Source organism: Amycolatopsis sp. NPDC049159, assembly GCF_040648295.1.
Lineage (GTDB): Bacteria > Actinomycetota > Actinomycetes > Mycobacteriales > Pseudonocardiaceae > Amycolatopsis > Amycolatopsis pretoriensis_A.
This window is the reverse complement of the sequence record NZ_JBEZDL010000017.1, coordinates 226629-249388: the sequence shown is the minus strand read 5'-3', so window position 1 is coordinate 249388 and position 22760 is coordinate 226629. Positions and strand designations below refer to the sequence as shown.

Here is a 22760-nt window from a genome sequence, read left to right as displayed (position 1 = left end):
GGAAAACATCTACGGCCGGTCCACCAACGGCACGCTGACCCACTGGTACTGGAACACCGACATGGGCGCCCCCGACATCGAAAACTGGGGCCGGTGAACGAAAGGAAGCACGTCATGCGAACGAAGATCGCGCGGCCGCTCGCCGCGCTGGTCCTGGCCGCGGCGACCGTCGCCGCGGTGCACAGCCCCGCCGCCGCCGACACCACCACGACGCTCAGCTTTTCCGCGCACCAGGACGACGACCTCCTGTTCATGAACCCGGACATCGCTTCCGACGTCGAAGCCGGGTACAACGTGTGGGTCACCTACCTCACCGCGGGCGAAATCCCGTGCGAGAGCCACGATCCGTGCGGCATGGACTACGCCGACAACCGGGTGCAGGGCGAGCACGCCGCCTACGCCGAGACGGCCGGGGTGCCCAACTCCTGGACTTACGAGGAAATGTGGTTCGGCGGCCACCCGGTCGCCGTCGACCACCTCGACGGCACGAACGTCCACCTCGTCTTCACCTACATCCACGCGGCCGCCGGTCCCGAGGACAACTGCGGTGACCTGTACCGGATGCTGCACGACGACTCCTACGTCGCCGAGCCGATCGACTACCGGCCGGCGTACACGAAGGACTCCTTCGTCGGCATGCTGCGGTCGATCATCGACTACGTCCAGCCCGACTACCTGCGCACGCAGAGCACCATCGGGCACCGGGAAAAGCGCGGGGACGGCGTGGCCGACAACGTCGACCACGTCGCCGGAGCGATCCTCGCGGCCGACGCGGACGTCGACGGCGCCGGGAACACCTGGATCCGCCGGGACGAGTACCAGGGCTACGTCATCACCGACTACCCGGACAACGTCGGCGGGTACTGGCGGGACCGCAAGCAGTCGATCTGGAACGCCTACAAGCCGTTCGACTACCAGATCAGCCCCTGGTCGTGGGACAACGTGATGGGCAAGCAGTACCGGCCGGAGGGCCGGATCTTCTGGCCGGGGATCCCCTGGGTGCCGCCGGGCGACTTCAACGGCTGCTAGTGGTGTTCCGTGAAGACCGCTTCCCCGGAAGCGGTCTTCACGGCCATCCGGGGTTCGCCGGCTTCCCGGGCGCCGTACCTGGCGAACAGGGCATGCGCCTCGGCGTGGGTGGCGTCGGACTCCGCGTGCCTGCCCAGTGCTCGCTGGGCGGCCGCGAGGTCACGCAGGTTGCGTGCCCGCCACAGCGGGAGGGAAAGCGCGTCGCACCAGGTGAGGGCGAGCTCGAGGTGCCGCCGGGCGGCGTCCGGTTCGCCGCGGACGAGGTCGAGCTCGCCGAGGGTCCGGAGCATCAGCGCCTGGCCGAAGCCGTCCTGCATCTCGCGGCACGTCGCCAGCGCGTCCTCGAGTTCGGCGTGCAGCTCGCCGGTGTCCCGCCTGCCCTGTCTGATGTGGACTTTCACCAGCGCCTGGGTGGCGTAGGCGATCATCAGCCGGTCGCCGACGTCCCGCAGCAGGGCCAATCCCCGCGCGCACGCCAGTTCGGCCTCGACGAGCCGGCCGGCCGCGCGGTGCACGATGCCGGTGGAGCGCAGGACGAGCGCGACGCCGTGGTCGTCCGGCAGCGACCGGTACCGCTCGAGGGCGAGCTCCAGCTCGTGCAGCGCTTCGGGCAGCCGGCCGAGCTCGGTCAGCACCATGCCGCGGCCGTGGTGCCCCCTGGCCTCCGCACGCGGGTCGCCGAGCTCGTTCAGCACGGGGAGCGCTTCCCCGAGCAGCTCCAGCGCTTCCGGGAGCCGGGCCTGCTCGCGCCGGACGCTGCTCAGCATCAGCCGCGTGACCGCCTTGCCGCGGACGTCGTCGACGTCGGCGTACGCCTGGAGGGCCTGCGCGTAGTAGTCGGCGGCTTCGTCGAGCCGGTCCTGTTCGCTGCGCAGCCAGCCGAGCCCGGCCAGCAGCAGGCCCTGGCCGGAGAGGTCGCCCGCCTGCCGGGCCGCTTCGAGCGCCGCCGTGTGCGTCCGCCACCAGTGGTGGAAGTGGTTCTCCACGGCGAAGGACGACGAACACAACGCGGTCGCCAGCCGCACGGCCGCGTCGGCCAGCCCGAGTTCGCTGGCGCGCTCGACGATGTGCACGAGTGCCGCCTGTTCGGCGTCGAACCAGGCGAGCGGTTCGCCGAGGGTGTCGGTGCGGACCAGCTCGGGGGTCGCCGCCGGGCTCGGCGTCGCGGGGCGCAGCGCGCGCACCGGCGTGCCGCCCGACGCCCACTCGACCAGCCGGTACCACTCGTCGGCGGCCCGCCGGACCGCGAGCTGCAGCTGCTCGGCGTCCTCCTCCGCTTCCGCGCGTTCCCAGCCGAACACGCGGATGAGGTCGTGCAGGCGGTACCGGGTGACGGCCGAGCCGTCGTTGCTGACCACGTCCAGCAGCTGCGCGCGGACGAGACCTTCGACGATGTCTTCGGCGTCGTCCGGCGGCACCGACAGCAGCACGCTCACCAGCCAGGCACCGAAGTCGGGGACGCCCAGCCAGCCGAGCCGGCGCAGCGCGGACCGTTCCGGGTCGTCGAGCCCGCGGTAGGAGAGGGCGAGGCTGCCGCGGACTTCGAGGTCCCCGATCGCCAGCTCGTTCAGGAACTTCCGCTGTTCGCGCAGCCTCGGCACCAGCCGCGACGGCCGCCAGTCCGGCCGCGCGGCGAGGCGGGCGCCGATGATGCGCACGGCCAGCGGCAGGTTGCCGCAGAGGTGCACGAGCGTGCGGGCCGCGTCGGGTTCGGCGGCGATCCGGGTGCCGCCGACGATCTGGGTGAGCAGGGCGAGCCCGGTCTCGTCGTCGAGGACCCGCAGGTCGATGTGCTCGGTCGAGTCCAGCGCGGCCAGCCGCACCCGGCTGGTGAGCACGCACAGGCAGCCGTCCCCGCTGGGCAGCAGCGGCCGCACCTGGCGCTCGTCCGCGGCGTCGTCGAGCACGACGAGCAGCCGCTTCGACGCCGAAAGGACCCGGTACAGCTCGACGCGTTCGTCGAGGCCCACCGGGAGTTCCCCGTCGGGGACGCCCAAGGCGCGCAGGAACCGGCCGAGCACCTCGCCGGGGTCCACCGGCGACTGCTGGGCGCCGCGCAGAGCGACGTAGAGCTGGCCGTCGGGGAACCGGGCCCGCAGCAGGTGGCTCACGTGCACGGCCAGCGAACTCTTGCCGGAGCCGGGTTTCCCGGAGATCGCCACCCGGCGCGCGGACGGCTTGGTGAGCGTCGCCGTCTCGGTGCGCCGGCCGGTGAAGTCGGTGATGTCCGGGGGAAGCAGGCACGGGCCGCCGGGCGCTTCCGGTTCTTCGTCGGCCTTCGGCACCGCCGGTGCACCCGCCTCCGGCGCGCCCGCGTCGCCGCGCAAGATCCGCTGGTGCAGCGCCCGCAGCTCCGGCCCGGGTTCGACGCCGAGCTCCTCGACGAGCAGTTCGCGGCCGGTCTGGTAGCACCGCAGGGCGTCGGCCTGCCGCCCGGTCGTCCACAACGCGGTCATCAGCTGGCCGCGCAGGCGCTCGCGGAGGGGGTGCTCCGCGACCAGCGCCGTGAGTTCGCCGACCAGCCCCGCGCCGCGGCCCAGCGCGAACGCGCAGTCGACGCGCTTCTCCAGCACGTCCAGCCGCTGATCCGCCAGCCGCGCGGCTTCCGCGGCGGCGAACCGGGACTTGAGGCCGCCGAGGGCCGGGCCCTGCCACTGGCCGAGCGCCTGGTCGTAGCGCTGTTCGGCGGTTTCGTGGTCGCCCGCGCCGGCGGCGGCATCGCCTTCGGCGGCCAGGCGGGCGAACTCCAGCAGGTCCACGGTGCAGCCGGTCAGCTCGATCCGGTAGCCGCTCTGCTCGGTGAGGATCGCGCCCGGTGCGCCGTCGGGCTGCTGGAACGCCCGCCGCAGCGTCGAAACGTAGGTGTGCAGCAACGCGGACGCGCTGTCCGGCGGCGTCTCGTCCCAGATGATCGAGATCAGCCGGTCGGCGTGCAGCACCCGGCCTTCCGCCAGCAGCAGCGCCGCGAGCAGCGTGCGGGGCTTCGGCCCGCCCAGCGGGACATCGGCCCCGGTTCGCCGCGCGGTCACCGCCCCCAACAGCTGAAACCGCATCGAGATCCCCCCAGTCCCGTGAGATCACACGTTCAGGTGACCTCGCTTCGGACCCTAGTCACGCCTGATCACGTGCGGAGGGGAAAACACTCGAACGGCCGAAGCCGTCCGGTTCAGCAGTAGCCGAGCTGCGCCAGCGTGTCCACGATGATCTCGGACGGGTGGTACTTGTCCATCCAGGACTCGCCGCGGCGGTTCTGGTACGTGTCGAGGAAGTTCTGCAGCTTGTCGCCGCGCATCTCGGTCAGCACGACCGTTTCGCCCAGGTGCTGCGGGGTTTCCGTGCGCTCGCGGTGCACCGCGCAGGGGAGGCCGAGGTAGTAGCACTCCGCCGACAGGCCACCCGAGTCGGTGACGACGTATTCCGCGCGCGCGACCAGCGGCAGGAACTTCAGGTAGCGCATCTTCGGCTGGACGATGAACTGGTCGTCGAAGATGTTCCCGATGCCCAGCGCGCGGATCTTCTCGCGCTCCGGCGCGCCGGCCATGTACAGGATCGGCATCTTGCGGCTCTGCTCGCGCAGGATCTCCAGCGCCTCGCGGTACTTGTCCGGGCGCGAGACCAGTTCGAAGCGGTGCAGCGTCGCCAGGCCGAACTTCTCCGGCAGGTTCGGCACGTCCAGCGGTTGGTTGATGGCCAGGCGCATCGCGTCGATCGCCGTGTTCGCTTCGGTGTCGACGACGACGCCGCGGGCGTGCCGCAGGTTGTTGACCTCGCGGATGCTCGGCGCGAAGTGCATGTCGACGATCTTCGCCGCGATCTTGCGGTTCAGCTCCTCCGGCAGCGGCGAGAGGATGCTGCCCGACCGCGCGCCGGCCTCGACGTGCCCGACGCGGGACTTGAGGATGCGCTTCCCGATCAGCGAGCCGTACGGCGTGGTGAACGTGTCGCCGTGCACCAGCACCAGCGGGGGACGGCCGTCCTCGTTCAGCGCGGCGCGCAGCTCGTGGCGGCGGCTCCACGCGGTGCGCAGCACCTGCGCGGCCCAGCCCGGCACCTGCGCCGGCGACTCGAGGTTGTGGGCCTTGTCCTCCGGCACCAGCCAGACGTCGGGCGCCGGCATGTCCAGGTCGGCCAGTACGTCCGCGACCTCGTCGACGTGCTGGGCGGTGAACCAGATCTTCGGCCGCATCCCGCGCTCGCGGATCCCGTGGTAGACGGGCGCGATCTTGATCAGTTCCGCGGTGGTGCCGAGAATGAAGGAAATCACCAGAGGAGCCCATTTCCGGTCGGGTGCGGTGGCGTAAGGATACTGGCCGACCCCCCGCGGGGGCCGCCGGGTAGCCTCGGCACGGTGAGTGCGAACCCGCTCCTCCCCTCGCTCAGCGTCGTGATCCCGGTCTACAACGAGCAGGACTGGATCGAACGCAGTGTCGGCGCGCTGCTCGCTTCGGCGTCGGCCGCGAGCTGGCCGATCGAGGTCGTCGTGGTCGACGACGGCAGCACCGACGCCACCCCGTCCCGGCTCGACGACCTGCGCGAACGCCACGGCATCACGGTGCTCAGCCAGGCCAACGGCGGCCGGTTCGAGGCCAGGAGCGCGGGCATCGCCAAGTCCTCCGGCGAGTGGATCGCGCTGCTCGACAGCCGCGTCATCGTCGACGAGCACACCCTCACGTTCCTGCGCGACCAGCTCGTGGACCACCCCGAGCGCGCGGTCTGGAACGGCCACATCAACGTCGCTTCCGAGCACAACCCGTACGCCGGTTTCATGGCCGGGCTGGTGAAGGTGCCGTGGCGCAAGTACTGCGCGAACCCGCGGCTGATGTCGTACGGCATCGAGGAGTTCGACGTCTACCCGAAGGGCACGACCTTCTTCTGCGCCCGCCGCGGTCTCCTCGAAGGCTCGGTGACGGCGTTCGCGTCGCTGTTCGACGACATCCGCTTCGCCAGCGACGACACCCGCATGCTGCGGTGGATCGCCGAGCGCGAGCAGATCTGGCTCGCCCCCGAGCTGTCCGCGACCTACAACGGGCGCGACTCCTTCAAGAAGTTCACGCAGCAGGCGTACTTCCGCGGCACGACGTACGTGGACTCCTACATCGCTTCGCCGGGCCCGGCCCGCAACGCCCTGTTCGGCGCGCTCGCGGCCGGCGTCATCGGGCTGGCCTTCGCCGCGAAGAAGCCGAAGACGACGCTGGCCGCCGGCGTGCTCGGCGCGGTCGCGGCCGGCGAGGTCGTCAAGAAGTGCGGTGCGACCGGCCCCGAGGCCCGCGCGGTCACCAAGCTGCTGCCGGTGTTCGCCGGCGGCTTCGGCGCGGGTGTCCTGCGTGGACTGGCCATGGCCGTGCGGACCCGGCTCCGCCGCCGATGAGCAGCGCGGACGTGGAAACCCCGGCCGCCGCCCGCAGCGGGCGCACGACGGCGGGCAGCCTCGGCGGCTCGCTGATCGTGTCCATCGGCCTCGGCTACGTCCTCACGGTCGCCTGCCAGCGCCTGCTGTCCCCGCAGGACTACGCCGTCTTCGTCACCTTCTGGGGCCTGGTGATGGGTCTCGGCAGCGCGCTCTCGCCGCTGGAGCAGGAGCTCTCGCGCCAGTCCGCGGTGGCCGCCCTCACCGGCGGCAAGGCGGGGCGCCCGGCCCTGCGCGCGGTCGCCGTCGGCGTGCTCGTCGCGGCCGTGTTCTCCCTCGCGCTGCTGATCCCACCGGTCAACGACCGGCTGTTCGGCGGTGACCTCGCGCTGCCGCTGATCGTGCTGGCCGGCGGCGTCGCGTTCGCCTGCCAGTTCGGCACCCGCGGGCTGCTGATCGGCCAGCACAAGGTCAAGGCGTTCTCGCTGCTCGTGGTGGCCGAGCCGGCCATCCGCGCGCTCGTCCTGGGCGTGCTGTTCGTCTCCGTCGCCTACAACGTCGTCTCGCTCGCGATCGCGGTCGCCGCCGGCTCGTTCGCGTGGCTGCTGTTCGCGCGCCCGGCCCGGCAGCTGCTCGACCCGCACGTCGAGGGCGACGGCTGGGGCGTCACCGGCCGCCGGATGGGCATGCTGCTGGTCGGGGCCGCGCTGACGGCCGCGGTCATCACCGGCTACCCGGCGCTGGTCGGCCTGCTGGCCCCGGGCGGGGACCGCGACCGCGTCGGCGCCCTGTTCGCCGCGCTGGTCATCGCCCGGTTGCCGCTGACCCTGATCGGGCCGGTGCAGTCGCTGGCCGTGCCGTTCGTCGTCCGGCTCTCGGTCACCGAGGAAGGCCGCCACAAGCTCCGCCGTGTGCTCGCCCTCGGCGCCGCCGCGTCGCTGGTGCTGGCCGCGCTCGGCGCGCTGGTCGGGCTGTGGCTCGGGCCGTGGGCGGTCCGGTTCGTCAGCGGGCCGGAGTACGACATCGACGGCTGGTCGGTCGCCGGGCTCGTCTGGTCGTCGGTGCTGCTGGTGCCGATGCAGCTGCTCACGGCCGTGCTCGTGGCCCGCACCCAGGCCCGGCTGGTGCTGGTCACCTGGGCGATCGTCACCGGCACGGCGTCCCTGCTGCTGGTGCTGCTGCCCGGCGAAACCGTGTTCCGCGCGGTCGTCGCGCTGGCCGCCGCGCCGACGCTGGGCCTGGCCGTGGTGCTCGCGTTCGTTCTCCGGAAAGCACCGGAATCGGTTTCGGGGACAACCCCGGGCACCGGTGGAACGTCTTCGTAGCGGCCCAGTAAGGTGCGTTGCGAACCCGCCGGTGGGGACGGGAAACGGCGTGAAACGCCGGTAAGGTTTGGACTGCGAATTCGATGAACGTGCTACTCGTTTTGCTCGCGTTCTGGTTGCCGGGTCTGGTGTTCGGTGCCGCGATCCGGCTGCGCGGCTGGACGCTGGCCGCGGCCGCGCCGATGCTGACCTTCGGCCTCGTCGCCATCGGCATCCCGGTGCTCGGCCGGTTCGGCATCCGCTGGTCGATGCCGAACGTCGCGCTGTGGACGCTGGTGCTCTCGGCCGTCGGGTTCGCGCTGGCCTTCGCGGTGACGCGCTCCACGCGCCGCCGCCACCCGGACTGGACCGAGCCGGAGCGGCCCGAGCGCAGCCTCCGCGATCACCTGCTCATCGGCCTCGGCGTCCTCGCCGGCCTCGGCATCGGCACCGTCACCTTCCTGCGCGGCATCCGCGACGTCGGCAACGTGCAGCAGGGCTGGGACGCGCCGTTCCACGCGAACCTGGTCCGCTGGATCGCCGAGCACGGCGACGCCCGGCCCTCGACCGTCGGCACCATCGCGAACCTGCCGAACGAAACGCACTACTTCTACCCGGACACCTACCACGCGCTGCTCGCCCTGGTCTTCGGCAAGGGCGGCCTGACGATCATGCCGACGCTGAACCTGGCGGCGCTCGCGGTCGTGCTGACCGTGCCGCTCGGCGTCGCCGCGATGTGCCACGCCTGGCGGATGCCCCCGATCGGGGTGGCCGCGGCGGCCGCGGTGTCGGCCTGCTTCACGGTCTTCCCGTACGACTCGCTGTGGCGCGGCCCGCTGTGGCCGTTCGTCGCCGGCGTCGCGCTGATCCCGGCGATGCTTGCGGTGGCCCGGCACCTGCTGGAGCCCCGCGGGATCGCCGGCCCGGTCGCCATCGGCGTCGGCGTCGCCGGGCTCGCCGGCCTGCACACCAGCGTCGTGTTCGTCGTCATCGTCTACTTCCTGCTGATCCTCGCCGCGGTGGTGTTCCGCTTCGAGGCGATCACCTGGCGCCGGTCGCTGCCGTCGCTGGTCGCGACCGTGGTGCTGGCCGCCGCGCTCGGCATCCCGGTGGTGCTCCCGTCGCTGTACAACGCCGGCGGCGTGACCAGCGCGTACTGGGCGAACGAAGCGACCGTGAGCGGCGCGGTCGGCGAGACGATCACGTTCTCGCCGATGGCCGCGTTCCCGCAGTGGTGGATCGGCGTCCCCGCGATCATCGGCGTCTTCCTGCTGGTGAAGCACCGCCGGATGCTGTGGATGGTCGGCGCGTACGTCGTGCTCGGCGGGCTGTTCGCCGCGACCGTCTCCCTGGAGACCGACCTGGTGCACACGCTCAGCAGCCCGTTCTACAACGACAACTGGCGCGTCGCGGCCCTGGTGCCGCTGGCCGGCTGCGTGGCGTTCGGCGAGTTCGTGCACACGGCGTCCGGCTGGTTCGCCGAGAAGGTCGCCCCGCGCCTGCCGAACCTCAAGCCCGCCACGCTCACCCTGGTCGGCGTCGTGGTGCTCGCGCTGGTCGTCGGCGGCCTGAGCCGCGGCGGCTACATCGGCCGCAACGCCGCCCGCCTGCAGCTCAACTACAGCGGCGGCCCGACGGTCAGCAAGGACGAAGAGGCCGCGTTCACCTGGCTCGCGCAGCACACCGCGCCGGGCGAGCGCGTGCTGAACGACAAGGCCGACGGGTCCGTCTGGATGTACGCGCTGGCCGGCGTGATGCCGACGCAGTGGAACTTCTACGGCGCCGAGTTCGACACCGACGCGGGCTACCTGAGCGTCTTCGCCAACGACGTCGAGAAGTACCCGAAGGTGCGTGAGCTGCTCACCGACCTGAAGGTCCGCTACGCCTTCGTCGGGTCGGGCAAGGTGACCCCGACGACGCAGAACGACGTCGGCCTCCAGCACCTCGACAGCAGCCCCGGGTTCAAGCTGGTCTACCGCAACGCGGGCGCGAAGATCTACGAGATCGAAGGTCAGCAGGGCGTTGTCGCGGCGGGCGCCGCGCCCGGGTCCGCAGCCGGTAACGGGCAGTGAAAGGCTAGAGTGATCGCGTGTCCACCACCTCCGTGACCAGCCGCCGGGTGCTCATCGTGATGCCCGCGCTGAACGAATCGGCGAGTGTCGCTTCGGTCATCGCGCAGGTGAAGCGCGCCCTGCCGGACGGCGACCTGCTGGTCGTGGACGACGGCTCGGTGGACGACACCGCCAAGCTCGCCCGCGCGGCCGGGGCCGACGTGGCCCGGCTCGCGGTGAACCTCGGGGTCGGCGGCGCGATGCGCACCGGCTTCCGGTACGCCGCCGCCCGCGGCTACGACGTCGTCGTGCAGGTGGACGCGGACGGCCAGCACGACCCGGACGAGCTCGAGGCGCTGCTGCGCGGCCTGGACGACGCGGACATCGTGATCGGCTCCCGGTTCGCCGGCAAGGGCGCCTACAAGGCCAGCGGGCCGCGCAAGTACGCGATGGTCGTGCTGTCGCTGGTGTTCTCGCGGCTGGGGAAGACCAAGCTCACCGACGTCACGTCGGGCTTCAAGGCGATGGGCCCGCGGGCGATCCGGCTGTTCGCCGGCTACTACCCGGCGGAGTACCTGGGCGACACGGTGGAATCGCTGGTGATGGCCATCCGGGCCAAACTGACCATCAAGGAGATCCCGGTCGTCATGCGCGAGCGCGCGGGCGGCACGCCCAGCCACTCGCCCGTCAAGTCGGCCGTCTACCTGGGCCGGGCCGGCCTCGCGCTGCTGCTGGCGCTGGTCCGCCGCCGCCCGGCCGTCGACTCCTCAGACTCGGCATAAGGAGCTTCCGAAGATGGTCGGTTGGCGCATCCTCAGCATCGTCATCGCTTGCCTGGTGCTCTTCGTCGTCATCGAAATGATGCGGCGGCGCAAGCTGCGCGAGAAGTACGCGGGCGTGTGGCTGGTCGTCGCCACCGGCGTCGTCGTCCTGGCCGTGGTCCCGTCGGCCGCGGATTTCCTGGCCAAGCTGACCGGGGTGGAAACCCCGTCCAACTTCGTCTTCCTCCTGGCCGGCGTCGTGCTCGCGCTCGTGTCGCTGCACCTGTCCACCGAAGTCGGGCACCTCGAAGAAGAGGTCCGCACGTCGGTCGAGGAGATCGCGCTGCTGCGCTGCGAGCTCGAAGACACCCGGCGCGACCTGGAGCGGCGGATCGCCGGGCTCGAGACCCGCGTGTCGGCTCCCGACGACGTCAAAGGGCTCCCGGAGGTCGAGCGCGTCAGCAAGTGACGCCCTGATCGAAGCCCTGCTCGCCGCGCCCGCGCGGCTGGGCGGGGTCCGCGTGCTCGCCATCGACGGGCCGTCGGGCGCCGGGAAGTCCACACTGGCCGCCCGGGTCGTCGAAGCGTTGCGCGCCCGCGGGTGCCGCACCGAACTGGTCAGCACCGACGCCTTCGCCACCTGGGACGACCCGGTTTCGTGGTGGCCGCGGCTGGTCGACGGCGTCCTGCGTCCCCTCTCCGACGGCGTTCCGGGCGCTTATCGGTGCACCGACTGGTCTTCCGGCGTTCCCCGCCCGGGTGAGCTCGTCCGGGTGAGCGTGCCGGACGTGCTGGTGCTGGAAGGCGTCTCGAGCGGCCGGGCTTCGGCAAGAACCCTGCTTTCGCACCTCTGCTGGCTCTCCGGCGGCCCGGAAGCCGTGCGGCTGGCCAAAGCCGTCGGCCGGGACGGGGAGGCCGCACGGGCCGAATTGGGGCGCTGGCAACGGTTCGAGCGCGGCTGGTTCGCTGTGGACGGCACCCCCGCGGCGGCCGGAACCCGACTTTCGTAGGGAACGGAACGGTCACCCAGCGTGTCCGAAGGACCCGGATCGATCCAGCCCGGCATCACGACCGGACTAACATAGGTACCGCCATCTGAGTTAGTGATCCGGCACCGGGTGCATCCGTAACGCTCAAACGGTCACATTCTGTCGTGATTTACGGACACATTGCGGTCAAATCGACGTCCACGTAGCGCGATCGTAACCTCACGTGCTTAAGTGCGAGCCGAGTTCCCGCTAGTGTCGGCGAACACACGATCGTCCGTCGAGTTCCTGACCGACCGGACGGTGACTTTGAACCCGAAACATCTCCCAAGGGGTGCCAGATGCAGCAATTGCGGCTGACCCGAACACGCCGCGTGGCCCTGATCGGGCTCGCCGGCGCGCTCGCGGTTTCGCTGTCCGCCTGTGCGGAATCCAAGCGTGAAGAAGGCGCCGGGGGTGGTACCGGGGGCACGATGATCTTCGGTGCGGCCGGCAACCCGAAGCTGTTCGACCCCGCGTTCAACGACGAGGGCGAGACCTTCCGCATCACGCGGCAGATCTTCGACACGCTGATCCAGAACAAGCCGGGCACCGCTGACCTCGAGCCCTCCCTCGCCGAGAAGTGGGAGTCGAGCAACGAGGGCAAGACCTGGACGTTCTCCTTGAAGTCGGGTGTCAAGTTCTCCGACGGCACCGCGATGGACGCGACGGCGGTCTGCGCGAACTTCGACCGCTGGTTCAACATGAAGGGCGCCGCCGCCCAGAGCCAGATGATCTACTACGGCGACGTCTTCGAGGGCTTCGCCAAGAACGAAGGCGACGCGGCCGGCGACCCGGTCTACAAGAGCTGCGAGGCGAAGGACCCGGCGACCGCGGTCCTCAACCTGAACAAGGCCAAGGGCGCGTTCCCGGCGGCGTTCACGCTCCCGTCGTTCGCGATCCAGAGCCCGACGGCGATCAAGCAGTACAACGGCGACACGGTCACCCAGAGCGGCGACTCGTTCACCTACAGCGAGTACGCGAACAAGCACCCGGTCGGCACCGGCCCGTTCAAGTTCGACAGCTGGGACCAGGGCAAGGGTGAGATCACCCTGGTGCGCAACGACAGCAGCCCGTCCCCGGCGAAGCTCGACAAGCTGATCTTCAAGGTCATCCCGGACGAGAACGCCCGCAAGCAGGCGCTCAAGGCCGGCGACATCAACGGCTACGACTACCCGAACCCGGCGGACTACGGCCTGCTGCGCAACGACGGCGAGCAGGTCCTCATCCGCCCGTCGTTCAACGTGCTGTACCTGGGCATCAACCAGTCCGGCCCGAACGCGGCGAAGCTGAAGGACCCGCGGGTCCGCCAGGCGCTGGCCTACGGCATCAACCGCGAGCAGTTCGTGAAGAGCAAGCTGGCCGAGGGTTCCGAGGTCGCGAGCGAGTTCGTCCCGAAGGTCATCTCGGGCTACACCGACGACGTCACCAAGTACCCGTACGACCAGCAGAAGGCCAAGGACCTGCTGAAGGCGGCGGGCGCCGAGGGCATGACGCTGAAGTTCTACTACCCGACCGAGGTCAGCCGCCCGTACATGCCGAACCCGGCGGACACGTTCACGGCGATCTCCGAGGACCTGAAGAAGATCGGCATCACCATCGAGGCCCACGCCGAGCCGTGGAACGGTGGCTACAAGGACGACGTCCAGAAGTTCGGCAAGCAGGACCTGCACCTGCTCGGCTGGACCGGTGACTACAACGACGCCGGCAACTTCGTCGGCACGTTCTTCGGCCGCGAGAAGAAGGAGTTCGGGTTCAACAACCCCGAGCTGTTCTCGGCCCTCGCCGCCGCGGACGCTTCGCCCGCCGGCGACGCGCACGCCAAGGCGTACCAGGAAGTGAACAAGAAGATCATGGACTTCCTCCCGGCGGTCCCGATCGCGTACCCGACGCCGGCCATCGTCGTCGGCCCGAAGGTCAAGGGTCTGGTGGCGAGCCCGCTCACCGATGAGCGCTTCAACACCGTGACCGTGAGCTGACAAACGGATTTCAGCCAAAGGCAAGGGGTGGGTGCTACCGCGCCCACCCCTTGCGCCTGATCCCGGGCTGGCGACAAAGGACTGCACGTGCTCCGTTTTCTCGTGCGTCGGCTGCTACAAGCGATCCCGACGCTCCTCATCCTGTCCATCCTGGTCTTCGCGTGGTTGCGTTCCCTGCCCGGCGGTCCCGCAGCCGCGCTGCTGGGTGACAAGGCAACGCCCGAGAAGATCGCCGACCTCAACCACGTACTCGGGCTCGATCAGCCGATCATCCTGCAGTACTTCGGGTTCCTCGGCCGCGCCTTCACCGGCGACTTCGGCAACTCCCTGGTGTCGACCCAGCCCGTCATGGGCGAGATCACCACGTTCCTGCCGGCGACCATCGAACTCGGCTTCACGGCCATGCTCATCGCGTGCGTCGTCGGCATCCCGGCCGGTTACCTGTCGGCGCGCTACCGCGGCGGGCCGGTCGACAACGGTGTCATCCTGCTCAGCCTGATCGGCGTCGCGGTGCCGGTGTTCTTCCTCGGCTACATGATGCAGGACCTGCTGGCCTCGCCGCTGGGCCTGCCGTCGCAGGGCAGGCAGACGACCGGGCTCGACGCCACGGCCATCACGAACTTCGCCATCCTCGACGGCATCATGACGAGCGAGTGGGACGCCGTCTGGGACGCGATCCGGCACCTGATCCTCCCCGCGTTCGCGCTGGCCACGATCCCGCTCGCGGTGATCACCCGGATCACCCGCGCGTCCGTGCTCGAGGTGCTCAACGAAGACTTCATCCGCACGGCCAACTCGAAGGGCCTCACGCAGCAGGTGGTCCGCCGCCGGCACGTGCTGCGCAACGGCCTGCTCCCGGTGGTCACCACCATCGGCCTGCAGACCGGCGCGCTGCTCGGCGGCGCGGTGCTGACCGAGCGGGTGTTCAACTTCCGCGGCCTCGGGTTCCTGCTGGCCGAAGGCATCGAGCGGCGTGACTACCCGCGGCTGCAGGCGCTGCTGCTGTTCGGGGCCGTGGTCTACGTCCTGGTGAACATGCTGGTCGACATCTCGTACGGGATCATCGACCCGAGGGTGCGTGTGCGATGAACACTCTGCTCAACAAGAAGAAGGAACCGATCGACAAGCTCGCCGCGGCGAGCGGGCGCAGCATCGGCGGCGAAGCGTTCCGCCGCATGCTGCGCAGCCCGGTCGCGATCACCGGCGGCGTCATCACCGGCCTGTTCTTCCTCCTGGCGATCTTCGCGCCGCTGCTCGCACCCAAGGACCCGCTCGACCGCTCGATGCAGGACCAGGTGCAGCTCGGCCGGGGCATCATCCCCGGCTCGATGCCCGGGTACCCGCTCGGCGTCGACGACTTCGGCCGCGACTTCCTGTCCCGGCTGATCGTCGGTGCCCAGCAGACGCTGATCGTCGGCGTGCTCGCCACGCTGATCGGCGTGCTGCTCGGCGTCATCATCGGCGGGCTGGCGGGCGCGTTCGGCGGCTGGGTCGACACCGTCCTCATGCGACTGGTCGACGTCATGCTGTCGTTCCCGTCGCTGCTGCTGGCCATCTCGATCGCGGCGCTGTTCTCGAAGCCGAGCCAGTGGACGGTCATCCTCGCCGTGTCGATGGTCGGCGTGCCGATCTTCGCGCGGCTGCTGCGCGGTTCCATGCTGGCCCAGCGCGACGCCGACCACGTGCTGGCGGCGACGTCGCTGGGTGTGAAGCGCGGGACGATCGTGTTCCGGCACATGCTGCCGAACTCGCTCGGCCCGGTCATCGTGCAGGCGACGCTGACGCTGGCGACCGCCATCCTCGAGGCCGCGGCGCTGTCGTTCCTCGGTCTGGGCGACCCGGACCCGTCGCGGGCGGAGTGGGGGCTGATGCTCGGCAAGGCCGCGCGCCAGTTCCTCGACATCCGCCCCGAGCTCGCGTACTACCCGGCCATCGCGATCATCATCGTCGCGCTCGGGTTCACGCTGCTCGGCGAGTCCCTCCGCGAAGCCCTCGACCCGAAGAACAGGCGGTGAAAACCCATGGCACTCCTTGAAGTCCGCGACCTCACGGTCGATTTCGTCCGGCGCGGCGAGAAGTCGTTCACCGCGGTGAACGGGGTCAGCTTCGACGTCGAACCCGGCCAGACGGTCGGCCTGGTCGGCGAGTCCGGCTGCGGCAAGTCCGTGACGTCGCTGGCGATCATGCGGCTGCTGGCCCGGCGCGGCAACAAGGTCAGCGGCTCGGTGCGCTTCGAAGGCACCGACCTGCTCACGTTGTCCGACCGGGAAATGCGCGACCGCCGCGGCCGCGACCTCGGCATGGTGTTCCAGGACCCGCTGTCCTCGCTGAACCCGGTCATCCCGATCGGGCTGCAGATCACCGAGGTGCTGGAGCGCCACCGCGGGATGTCGCGCAAGGCGGCGTCCGTCGAAGCGGTGGACCTGCTCGACAAGGTCGGCATCCCCGACCCGTCGCGGCGGCTTTCCGAGTACCCGCACCAGCTTTCCGGCGGGATGCGGCAGCGCGCGCTGATCGCGATCGCGCTGGCGTGCCGGCCGCGGCTGCTCATCGCCGACGAGCCGACCACGGCCCTGGACGTCACCATCCAGGCGCAGATCCTGGCGCTGCTGCGGGAACTGGTGCAGGACACCGGCACCGCGCTGATCATGATCACGCACGACCTCGGCGTCGTCGCCGGGCTGTGCGACGAGGTCAACGTGCTCTACGGCGGCAAGATCGTCGAGCGCGCGCAGCGGCACCAGCTGTTCGCCGAACCGCGGCACCCGTACACGCACGGCCTGCTCGCCTCGATCCCGCGCCTCGACGCGGGCCGCGGCGAGAAGCTGGTCCCCATCCGGGGTTCGGTGGCCGACAACATCCCGTGGGACAACGGGTGCGCGTTCGCGCCGCGTTGCCCCAACGCGGTGCCCGCGTGCCGCGAGGTCCAGCCGCAGCTGGTCCCCGACCGCGGCGGGCTGCTGCGCTGTCACAACCCCGTGCGGCCGCCGGTCGCGGCGGGAGGAGGAACCCGATGACCCGTCCTGCTGGTGACGTGCTGCTCGAGGTCACCGACCTCAAGGTGCACTTCCCGATCAAGCGCGGCATCGTGATCGACCGGACGGTCGGGCACGTCTACGCGGTCGACGGCGTCGACCTGGCCATCCGCCGCGGCGAGACCTACGGCCTGGTGGGCGAATCCGGGTGCGGCAAGTCCACGCTGGGCCGCGCGATCCTCCGGCTCAACGAGCCGACCAACGGCCAGGTCGTCTTCGACGGCACCGACGTCGCGGCCCTGAAGGGTGAGGAACTGCGGAAGGCCCGGCGCCGGATGCAGATGATCTTCCAGGACCCGCTGTCCAGTTTGGACCCCCGCCAGTCGGTGGAATCCATTCTGCTGGAGGGCATGCACGCGCACGGGCTCGACAAGGACAAGGAAGCCACGCAGCAGCGGCTGCGCCAGCTGCTGTCCGCGGTCGGCCTGCCGGAGACGGCGCTGCGGAAGTACCCGCACGAGTTCTCGGGCGGGCAGCGCCAGCGCATCGGCATCGCGCGGGCGCTGGCCGTGGAGCCGGACCTGATCGTCGCCGACGAGCCGGTGTCCGCATTGGACGTTTCGGTGCAGGCCCAGGTGGTGAACCTGCTGGAGGACCTGCAGGACCAGCTCGGGCTGACCTACCTGGTGATCGCGCACGACCTCGCGGTGGTGCGGCACATCTCCGACCGCATCGGCGTGATGTACCTGGGCGCGCTGGTCGAGGAGACCGACGCGGACTCGCTGTACCAGGACCCGCTGCACCCGTACACGCGGGCGCTGCTGTCGGCCATCCCGGTGCCGGACCCGCAGGTCGAGGACACCCGCGAGCAGATCCTGCTCGCCGGTGACCTGCCCTCGCCGGCCAACCCGCCGACGGGCTGCCGGTTCCACACGCGCTGTCCGTGGCGGCAGGCGAGCCTGTGTGACACCGACCGCCCGCAGCTGCGCGAAATCGGCGCCGGGCACCGGGTGGCGTGCCACTACGCGGAGGACATCCGCGACGGGCGCATCCAGCCGCACGAGGTGAAGCCGGAACTGGTGGAGCTCACCGGGGCGCTGAACCCCGACCTGGGCCCGCCGGACGTCGGCACGGCCGCCGAAATCCTCTGAGCGGAGCTTTCACGTGAAAGTGACCCGGAGGTACCCCCTCCACGTCACTTTCACGTGAAAGTGCGCGTCAGGGCTGGAGGTCCAGCGCGGCGCTCATCGTGCCGTCCATGTAGAACGGCGTCGAGTCGTGGACGTGGGCGATCCGCCACTCGCCGTTCTCGCGGCGGAAGCCCGTCGTCGAGCGGAACCAGAGCTCGAACTTCTGGGGCACGCCCTTCGGTGTCGTCGACAGCCGGTTGAGCGAGTGGCTGTAGGCGACGTCGCCCCCGACGACGACTTCGAGGTCGCGGACCTCGTACTCGATCGGGCCGTCGAAGCTCGCGAACCACGCCTTGCGCGCCTCGACGTCTTCGCCGTGGTGCGCGAGCGGCGGGGCCAGCGTGTACGCGAGGAGCCCGGGCACGCACTGCGCGGCGAGCGCTTCGGCGTCACGTTCGGTCATCGCCTCGGCGCGGGCGGCCACGAGTTCGCGAATCAGCTTGTCGTCGTGCTCGGTCATGCCATCCTCCTGGAGTGGTGGTGCCTTGCCTGTCGTAGGGGACGTAGGCGCCGTCGCGCGGATTTCGACATCCAGCGGGAGGCGTTCGTGAAGTACGTGGTGCTGATCTACGGCAATCCCGAGTCCCGCGCGGCGTGGGCGGGCATGAGCGACGAGCAGCGCGCGGCCGGTCTCGCGCACTACCAGCAGCTCAACGACGACCTCGACGCGTCCGGCGAGCGCGTCGTGTCCGAGCGCCTGGCCTACCCGGAGCTGACGAAGCAGGTCCGCGCCGGCGAAGGCGGCGTCCTGACGACGGACGGCCCGTTCGCCGAGGCCAAGGAGTTCCTCGCCGGCTTCTACCTGCTGGACTGCGAGAGCCTCGAACGCGCGACCGAAATCGCCGGCCGCGTCCCGGAGGCGTCGTTCGGGGTGGTCGAGGTGCGGCCGGTGATGGGGCTCCGGTGATCCCCGACCTCCTGCGCTCGCTGACCCCGCAGGTCGTCACGGCGCTGGTCCGCCGCTACGGCGACTTCGACGCGTGCGAGGACGCGGTCCAGGAGGCGCTGCTGGCGGCGTCGCAGCAGTGGCCGTCGGCGATGCCGGACAACCCGAAGGGCTGGCTGATCACGACGGCGTCCCGCCGCCGCATCGAGCAGCTGCGCAGCGAGACGGCCCGGCAACGCCGTGAAGCGGCGGTGGCGCTGGCCGAGCCACCGGACCCGGCGCCGGTCGCGGTCGACGACACGTTGACGTTGCTGCTGCTGTGCTGCCACCCGTCGCTGTCACGGCCGTCGCAGGTGGCTCTGACGCTGCGCGCGGTCGGCGGCCTGACGACGGCGGAGATCGCGCGGGCGTTCCTGGTCCCGGAGGCCACGATCGGCCAGCGCATCAGCCGCGCGAAGCGCTCCCTGCGCGGCGAGCGGTTCGTCGCTTCGGGCTCGCCGGACCGGGTGCTGGAGGTGCTGTACCTGATCTTCACGGAGGGCCACACGGCCAGCTCCGGCGACGCGGTGAACCGGGTCGAGCTGACGACGGAGGCGATCCGGCTGACCCGGCAGCTGCGCGCGTCGCTGCCGGAGGACGGCGAGGTGACGGGCCTGCTGGCGTTGATGCTCCTGACGGACGCCCGCCGCCCGGCGCGCGTGTCGCCGTCGGGGGAACTGGTGCCGCTGGCCTCGCAGGACCGGTCGCTGTGGAACCGCGAGTTCATCGCGGAGGGGATCGCCCTGATCACGGGCGCGCTGTCGTCGTCGCCGATCGGCCCGTACCAGCTCCAGGCGGCGATCGCGGCGGTGCACGACGAGGCGGCGTCGACGGAGACGACGGACTGGGCCCAGATCCTGACGCTGTACGACTTGCTGCGCGTGGTGGCGCCGGGCCCGATGGTGACGGTGAACCGGGTGGTGGCACTGGCGCAGGTGGCGGGTCCCGAGGCGGGACTGGCGGAGCTGGCGGCGGCGTCGGACCCGGCGTTGGCGGCACACCACCGGGTCGACGCGGTGCGGGCGCACTTGCTGGAGCTGTCGGGGGATGTGACCGGGGCTCGAGAGGCGTACCTGGCGGCGGCCGAACGGACGTTGAGCGTGCCGGAGCAGGGCTACCTGCGGTCCCGGGCGGCCGCGCTGGCCGAAGCCTGAGCCCGTCCTCCCCGGGATGTCATGAACGAGTCGTTCACCTCGCCGGACGCGATGAAAGGGGCGTTCATGACGTTCCCGCGGCACCGGCCGGCTCGCGCGGGGGTTGCGACTTCGCTGGTGCGCCGCGGGCAGTGCCTGCCGCGGGCGCTCGCTCGGCACCGCAGCGCCCGCTCGGCACCGCAGCGCCCGCTCTCGCCGCGGGCAGTGCCCGCCCGCGGTGCTCGCTCGGCGGTGCCCGCCTGCGGTGCTCGCTCGGCGGTGCCCGCCTGCGGTGCTCGCTCGGCGGTGCCCGCCTGCGGTGCCCGCTCGGCGGTGCCCGCCCGCCCTCCCCGACCCGGGATGTCATGAACGAGTCGTTCACCTCGCCGGACGCGATGAAAGGGTCGTTCATGACGTTCCGCGGCACCGGCCGGCTCGCGCGGAGGTTGCGACTTCGCTGGTGCGCCGCAGGCAGTGCCCGCTCGGCAGTGCCCGCCGCGGTGCCCGCTCGGCAGTGCCGCCCGCGGTGCCCGCCGCCCCCACCGCAGCGCCCACCCTCCCAGGGGGCCATCCCCGTTCCAGCCTATCGCCGCACCCCGATAAAACCCGGCCGCTCCCCGAGTTGTCCACATGGGGGTGAACCCTGTGGACAACCCTGTGGACCGGCGAACCACCCCCATCTGCGGGAGGATCACCCCATGCAGGTCACCGTGCTGGGCGCGACCGGGCGAACCGGCTTCCACGTAGTCCGCCTGCTCGCCGCGCGCGGTCACGCCGTGAAAGCCGGCCTCCGCAGCCGGAAGCGGGCCGAGTTGCTTCGCGGGATCGAGAACGTCAAACCCGTGCTCGCCGACGTCACCGCCGATCCGGCCGATCTCGTCGAGGTCCTCAAGGACTCCGACGTCGTCATCACCACGATCGGGGCCCCCGATCCGGAACCCGAATCGGTGAACCTCGTCGACCGGGACGGGGCCATCACCGCCATCCGGGCCGCCGAGGAAGCGGGGGTGGCTCGCTTCGTGCAGCTCTCCGCGCAGTTCGCCGACTCACCCGATCAGGGCGATCGGCTCGTCCGGTCGATCCTGCTCGCCAAGCAGATCTCCGACAGCGTCCTGCAGAAATCGGCGCTGACCTGGACGATCGTCCGGCCCGGGACGCTTTCCGACGGGCCCGCGACCGGGCGGGTCAAGGCCGCCGGGCACCTCGAACCGGGGCGCATCACCAGGCAGGACGTCGCTGCCGTGCTCGTCGGGACGCTGGCCGAGCCGCTCACCGAAAACCGTGGGTTCGACGTCGTTTCCGGGGAATTCCCGGTCGCGCCGGCCCTCGCCGCGCTCGACTGACCCCCGACCTGAGTAGGACCCCCCGCAATACCTGAGTAGGCCGCCCCGAGCGCCCCGCCCCCGGTACCCTTCGGAAAGCAGATTCCGGAGTACCAGGGGGTACGAGCAGTGCACATCGACCAATGGCTGGAGGCGATCCCGCCGCTCTCGGTGTACCTGATCGTCGGCGCGGTGATCATGATCGAGAGCCTCGGCATCCCGCTCCCCGGCGAGATCGTGCTGGTCAGCGCGGCCTTGCTGGCCTCGCAGCACGACACCCTGAGCCCGGTTTGGATCGCGGTGCTGGCCAGTGCCGGCGCCATCATCGGCGACAGCATCGGGTATTTCATCGGGAAGACCGGTGGCCAGCGCCTGTTCGCCTGGGCCGGGCGGAAATTCCCGAAGCACTTCGGCCCGACGCACCTGGCCAACGCCGAACGCATTTTCGACAAACGCGGTGTGTGGGCTGTCTTCCTCGGCCGCTTCATCGCGTTCCTGCGCATCCTCGCCGGCCCGCTCGCCGGGTCGCTGCGCATGCACTACCCCAAGTTCCTGCTGGCGAACGCGGCCGGCGGCATCGTCTGGGCCGGCGGCACCACCGTGCTCGTCTACTACCTCGGCGTCGTGGCCGAACAGTGGCTCGGCCGGTTCTCGAAGTTCGGCCTGGTGGCCGCGGTCGTCATCGGCATCGTCGTCTTCTTCGTCATGAAGAAGCGCCTCGGCCGCACCCACGAGGGTGAAGAAGAGACCCCGAAGCAGGAGGAGACGGCGGCCTAGACCGCCACCAGCTCCGGCTGGGGTTTGCGCGTGAACCGCAGCGAGCCCAGCAGCACGCCGGCGATCACGACGGCGGCCGCCCCGATCTCCAGCCCGGTCGGCCGCTCGCCGAGGAAGATGAACGACGCCGACAGCCCGACCACCGGCACCAGCAGCGAAAACGGCGACACGACGCCGGCCGGGTTGCGCCGCATCAGCGTCGTCCACAGGCCGGAGCCGACGACGGTGCCGATCAGCACGACGTAGGTCAGGCCGCCGAGCGCGGTCAGGCCGGTCGGGGTGCCGAGCGTCGTCAGCGACCGCCACTGCGCGGCCGGGCCCTCCATGACCAGCGAGAGCGCGAACATCGGCAGCGGCGGCACGACCGACATCCACAGCGTGAAGTGCAGCGGGTTGTCCGGCTCGGCCCGGCGCGTGCTCAGGTTGCCGAACGCCCAGCTCAGCGCGCCCAGCAGGGTCAGCACCATCGGCAGCAGGGCGGCGTGCCCGGACTGCTGCCACGCGATCGCGACCATCCCGGCGACCGCCAGCCCGATGCCGGCCAGCTGGTGCGGCGTGACGCGTTCGCGCAGGAAGACGGCGCCGAGCAGCACCGTGAACGGCGCCGACGCCTGCAGCACCAGCGACGCGAGCCCGGTCGGCATCCCGGTGTCCATCGCGATGAACAGGAACGCGAACTGCCCGGTGCCGAAGCCGAGGCCGTAGCCGAGCAGGTACCGCACCTTCACCTTCGGCCACGGCACGAACAGGATCGTCGGCACGGCGATGACGGCGAACCGCAGCGCCCCCGCGAACACCGGCGGGAACTGGCCGAGCGTGGCGTGGATGGCGAGGAAGTTGAGTCCCCAGAGGACGGCGACGAGCACGGCGAGCAGGCGGTCACGAGCGGGCATGCCTCCACTGTGACCACGTCGACCGTGAAGGACCAGCGAGAATATCTGC

Annotated in this window: 21 protein-coding genes; 17 read left to right on the top strand and 4 right to left on the bottom strand. The window is 70.7% G+C overall.

Features of this window, described 5'->3' with window-relative positions; genetic code table 11:
• Positions 1-7 precede the first annotated feature (7 nt).
• Positions 8-97: a hypothetical protein gene (locus tag AB0B33_RS30075; protein ID WP_360777750.1), complete on the top strand. Its 90-nt coding sequence runs from the start codon at positions 8-10 to the stop codon at positions 95-97.
• A gap of 17 nt (positions 98-114) precedes the next feature.
• Entirely contained in the window at positions 115-1029 is a 915-nt protein-coding gene (locus tag AB0B33_RS30070) for a PIG-L family deacetylase (protein ID WP_360777724.1), read from the top strand.
• Here the strand turns inward: AB0B33_RS30070 and AB0B33_RS30065 are convergent.
• Both AB0B33_RS30065 and AB0B33_RS30060 read right to left on the bottom strand, forming a co-directional pair.
• Complete coding sequence (locus AB0B33_RS30065; protein ID WP_360777722.1) at positions 1026-4082, bottom strand: BTAD domain-containing putative transcriptional regulator; 3057 nt, start codon at positions 4080-4082, stop codon at positions 1026-1028. The genes AB0B33_RS30070 and AB0B33_RS30065 overlap by 4 nt on opposite strands.
• 113 nt (positions 4083-4195) lie before the next feature.
• A complete protein-coding gene (locus AB0B33_RS30060; protein WP_360777720.1) occupies positions 4196-5293 on the bottom strand; it encodes a UDP-N-acetylglucosamine 2-epimerase in 1098 nt (365 codons plus the stop codon).
• A gap of 84 nt (positions 5294-5377) precedes the next feature.
• Here AB0B33_RS30060 and AB0B33_RS30055 point away from each other — a divergent pair, with 84 nt between their 5' ends.
• The 11 genes from AB0B33_RS30055 to AB0B33_RS30005 all read left to right on the top strand — a co-directional run bounded on the left by AB0B33_RS30055 (position 5378) and on the right by AB0B33_RS30005 (position 17622).
• The gene (locus AB0B33_RS30055; RefSeq protein WP_360777718.1) at positions 5378-6397 is read left to right on the top strand and encodes a glycosyltransferase family A protein; all 1020 of its coding nucleotides are present in this window, start codon (positions 5378-5380) and stop codon (positions 6395-6397) included.
• Positions 6394-7701, top strand: coding sequence for a hypothetical protein (locus AB0B33_RS30050; RefSeq protein ID WP_360777716.1), 1308 nt, complete (start codon positions 6394-6396; stop codon positions 7699-7701). The genes AB0B33_RS30055 and AB0B33_RS30050 overlap by 4 nt, the downstream gene beginning before the upstream one ends.
• 83 nt (positions 7702-7784) lie before the next feature.
• The gene (locus AB0B33_RS30045) at positions 7785-9752 is read left to right on the top strand and encodes a DUF6541 family protein (protein ID WP_360777714.1); all 1968 of its coding nucleotides are present in this window, start codon (positions 7785-7787) and stop codon (positions 9750-9752) included.
• Positions 9753-9769: 17 nt separating this feature from the next.
• Positions 9770-10513: a glycosyltransferase family 2 protein gene (locus tag AB0B33_RS30040; protein ID WP_360777712.1), complete on the top strand. Its 744-nt coding sequence runs from the start codon at positions 9770-9772 to the stop codon at positions 10511-10513.
• A 13-nt stretch (positions 10514-10526) separates the two neighbouring features.
• Positions 10527-10961 carry a DUF2304 domain-containing protein gene (locus AB0B33_RS30035; protein WP_360777710.1) on the top strand — a complete coding sequence of 145 codons (435 nt, stop codon included), beginning with the start codon at positions 10527-10529 and terminating at the stop codon, positions 10959-10961.
• Positions 10962-11013: 52 nt separating this feature from the next.
• Complete coding sequence (locus tag AB0B33_RS30030) at positions 11014-11502, top strand: uridine kinase (RefSeq protein WP_360777708.1); 489 nt, start codon at positions 11014-11016, stop codon at positions 11500-11502.
• Between the two features lie 317 nt (positions 11503-11819).
• Positions 11820-13496 (top strand): ABC transporter substrate-binding protein, encoded by a 1677-nt coding sequence (locus AB0B33_RS30025; RefSeq protein WP_360777706.1) that lies wholly within the window; start codon positions 11820-11822, stop codon positions 13494-13496.
• Positions 13497-13583: 87 nt separating this feature from the next.
• Complete coding sequence (locus tag AB0B33_RS30020) at positions 13584-14585, top strand: ABC transporter permease (protein WP_247017172.1); 1002 nt, start codon at positions 13584-13586, stop codon at positions 14583-14585.
• Complete coding sequence (locus AB0B33_RS30015; RefSeq protein ID WP_247017174.1) at positions 14582-15511, top strand: ABC transporter permease; 930 nt, start codon at positions 14582-14584, stop codon at positions 15509-15511. The genes AB0B33_RS30020 and AB0B33_RS30015 overlap by 4 nt, the downstream gene beginning before the upstream one ends.
• A gap of 6 nt (positions 15512-15517) precedes the next feature.
• Entirely contained in the window at positions 15518-16513 is a 996-nt protein-coding gene (locus AB0B33_RS30010) for an ABC transporter ATP-binding protein (protein WP_360777703.1), read from the top strand.
• On the top strand, positions 16510-17622 hold the full coding sequence (locus AB0B33_RS30005) for an oligopeptide/dipeptide ABC transporter ATP-binding protein (RefSeq protein WP_360777701.1): 1113 nt from the start codon (positions 16510-16512) through the stop codon (positions 17620-17622). Before AB0B33_RS30010 ends, AB0B33_RS30005 begins: the two co-directional genes overlap by 4 nt.
• 67 nt (positions 17623-17689) lie before the next feature.
• Here AB0B33_RS30005 and AB0B33_RS30000 read toward each other — a convergent pair whose 3' ends face one another.
• Positions 17690-18121 carry a nuclear transport factor 2 family protein gene (locus AB0B33_RS30000; RefSeq protein ID WP_360777699.1) on the bottom strand — a complete coding sequence of 144 codons (432 nt, stop codon included), beginning with the start codon at positions 18119-18121 and terminating at the stop codon, positions 17690-17692.
• A gap of 87 nt (positions 18122-18208) precedes the next feature.
• Here AB0B33_RS30000 and AB0B33_RS29995 point away from each other — a divergent pair, with 87 nt between their 5' ends.
• The 4 genes from AB0B33_RS29995 to AB0B33_RS29980 all read left to right on the top strand — a co-directional run bounded on the left by AB0B33_RS29995 (position 18209) and on the right by AB0B33_RS29980 (position 21818).
• Positions 18209-18568, top strand: a complete 360-nt coding sequence (locus tag AB0B33_RS29995; protein WP_247017182.1) for a YciI family protein — start codon at positions 18209-18211, stop codon at positions 18566-18568.
• Positions 18565-19740: a sigma-70 family RNA polymerase sigma factor gene (locus AB0B33_RS29990; RefSeq protein ID WP_360777697.1), complete on the top strand. Its 1176-nt coding sequence runs from the start codon at positions 18565-18567 to the stop codon at positions 19738-19740. Before AB0B33_RS29995 ends, AB0B33_RS29990 begins: the two co-directional genes overlap by 4 nt.
• 677 nt (positions 19741-20417) lie before the next feature.
• Entirely contained in the window at positions 20418-21062 is a 645-nt protein-coding gene (locus tag AB0B33_RS29985) for an SDR family oxidoreductase (RefSeq protein ID WP_360777695.1), read from the top strand.
• Positions 21063-21170: 108 nt separating this feature from the next.
• Complete coding sequence (locus AB0B33_RS29980) at positions 21171-21818, top strand: DedA family protein (protein WP_247017188.1); 648 nt, start codon at positions 21171-21173, stop codon at positions 21816-21818.
• Here the strand turns inward: AB0B33_RS29980 and AB0B33_RS29975 are convergent.
• Complete coding sequence (locus AB0B33_RS29975; protein ID WP_360777692.1) at positions 21815-22711, bottom strand: EamA family transporter; 897 nt, start codon at positions 22709-22711, stop codon at positions 21815-21817. The genes AB0B33_RS29980 and AB0B33_RS29975 overlap by 4 nt on opposite strands.
• Positions 22712-22760 lie beyond the last annotated feature (49 nt).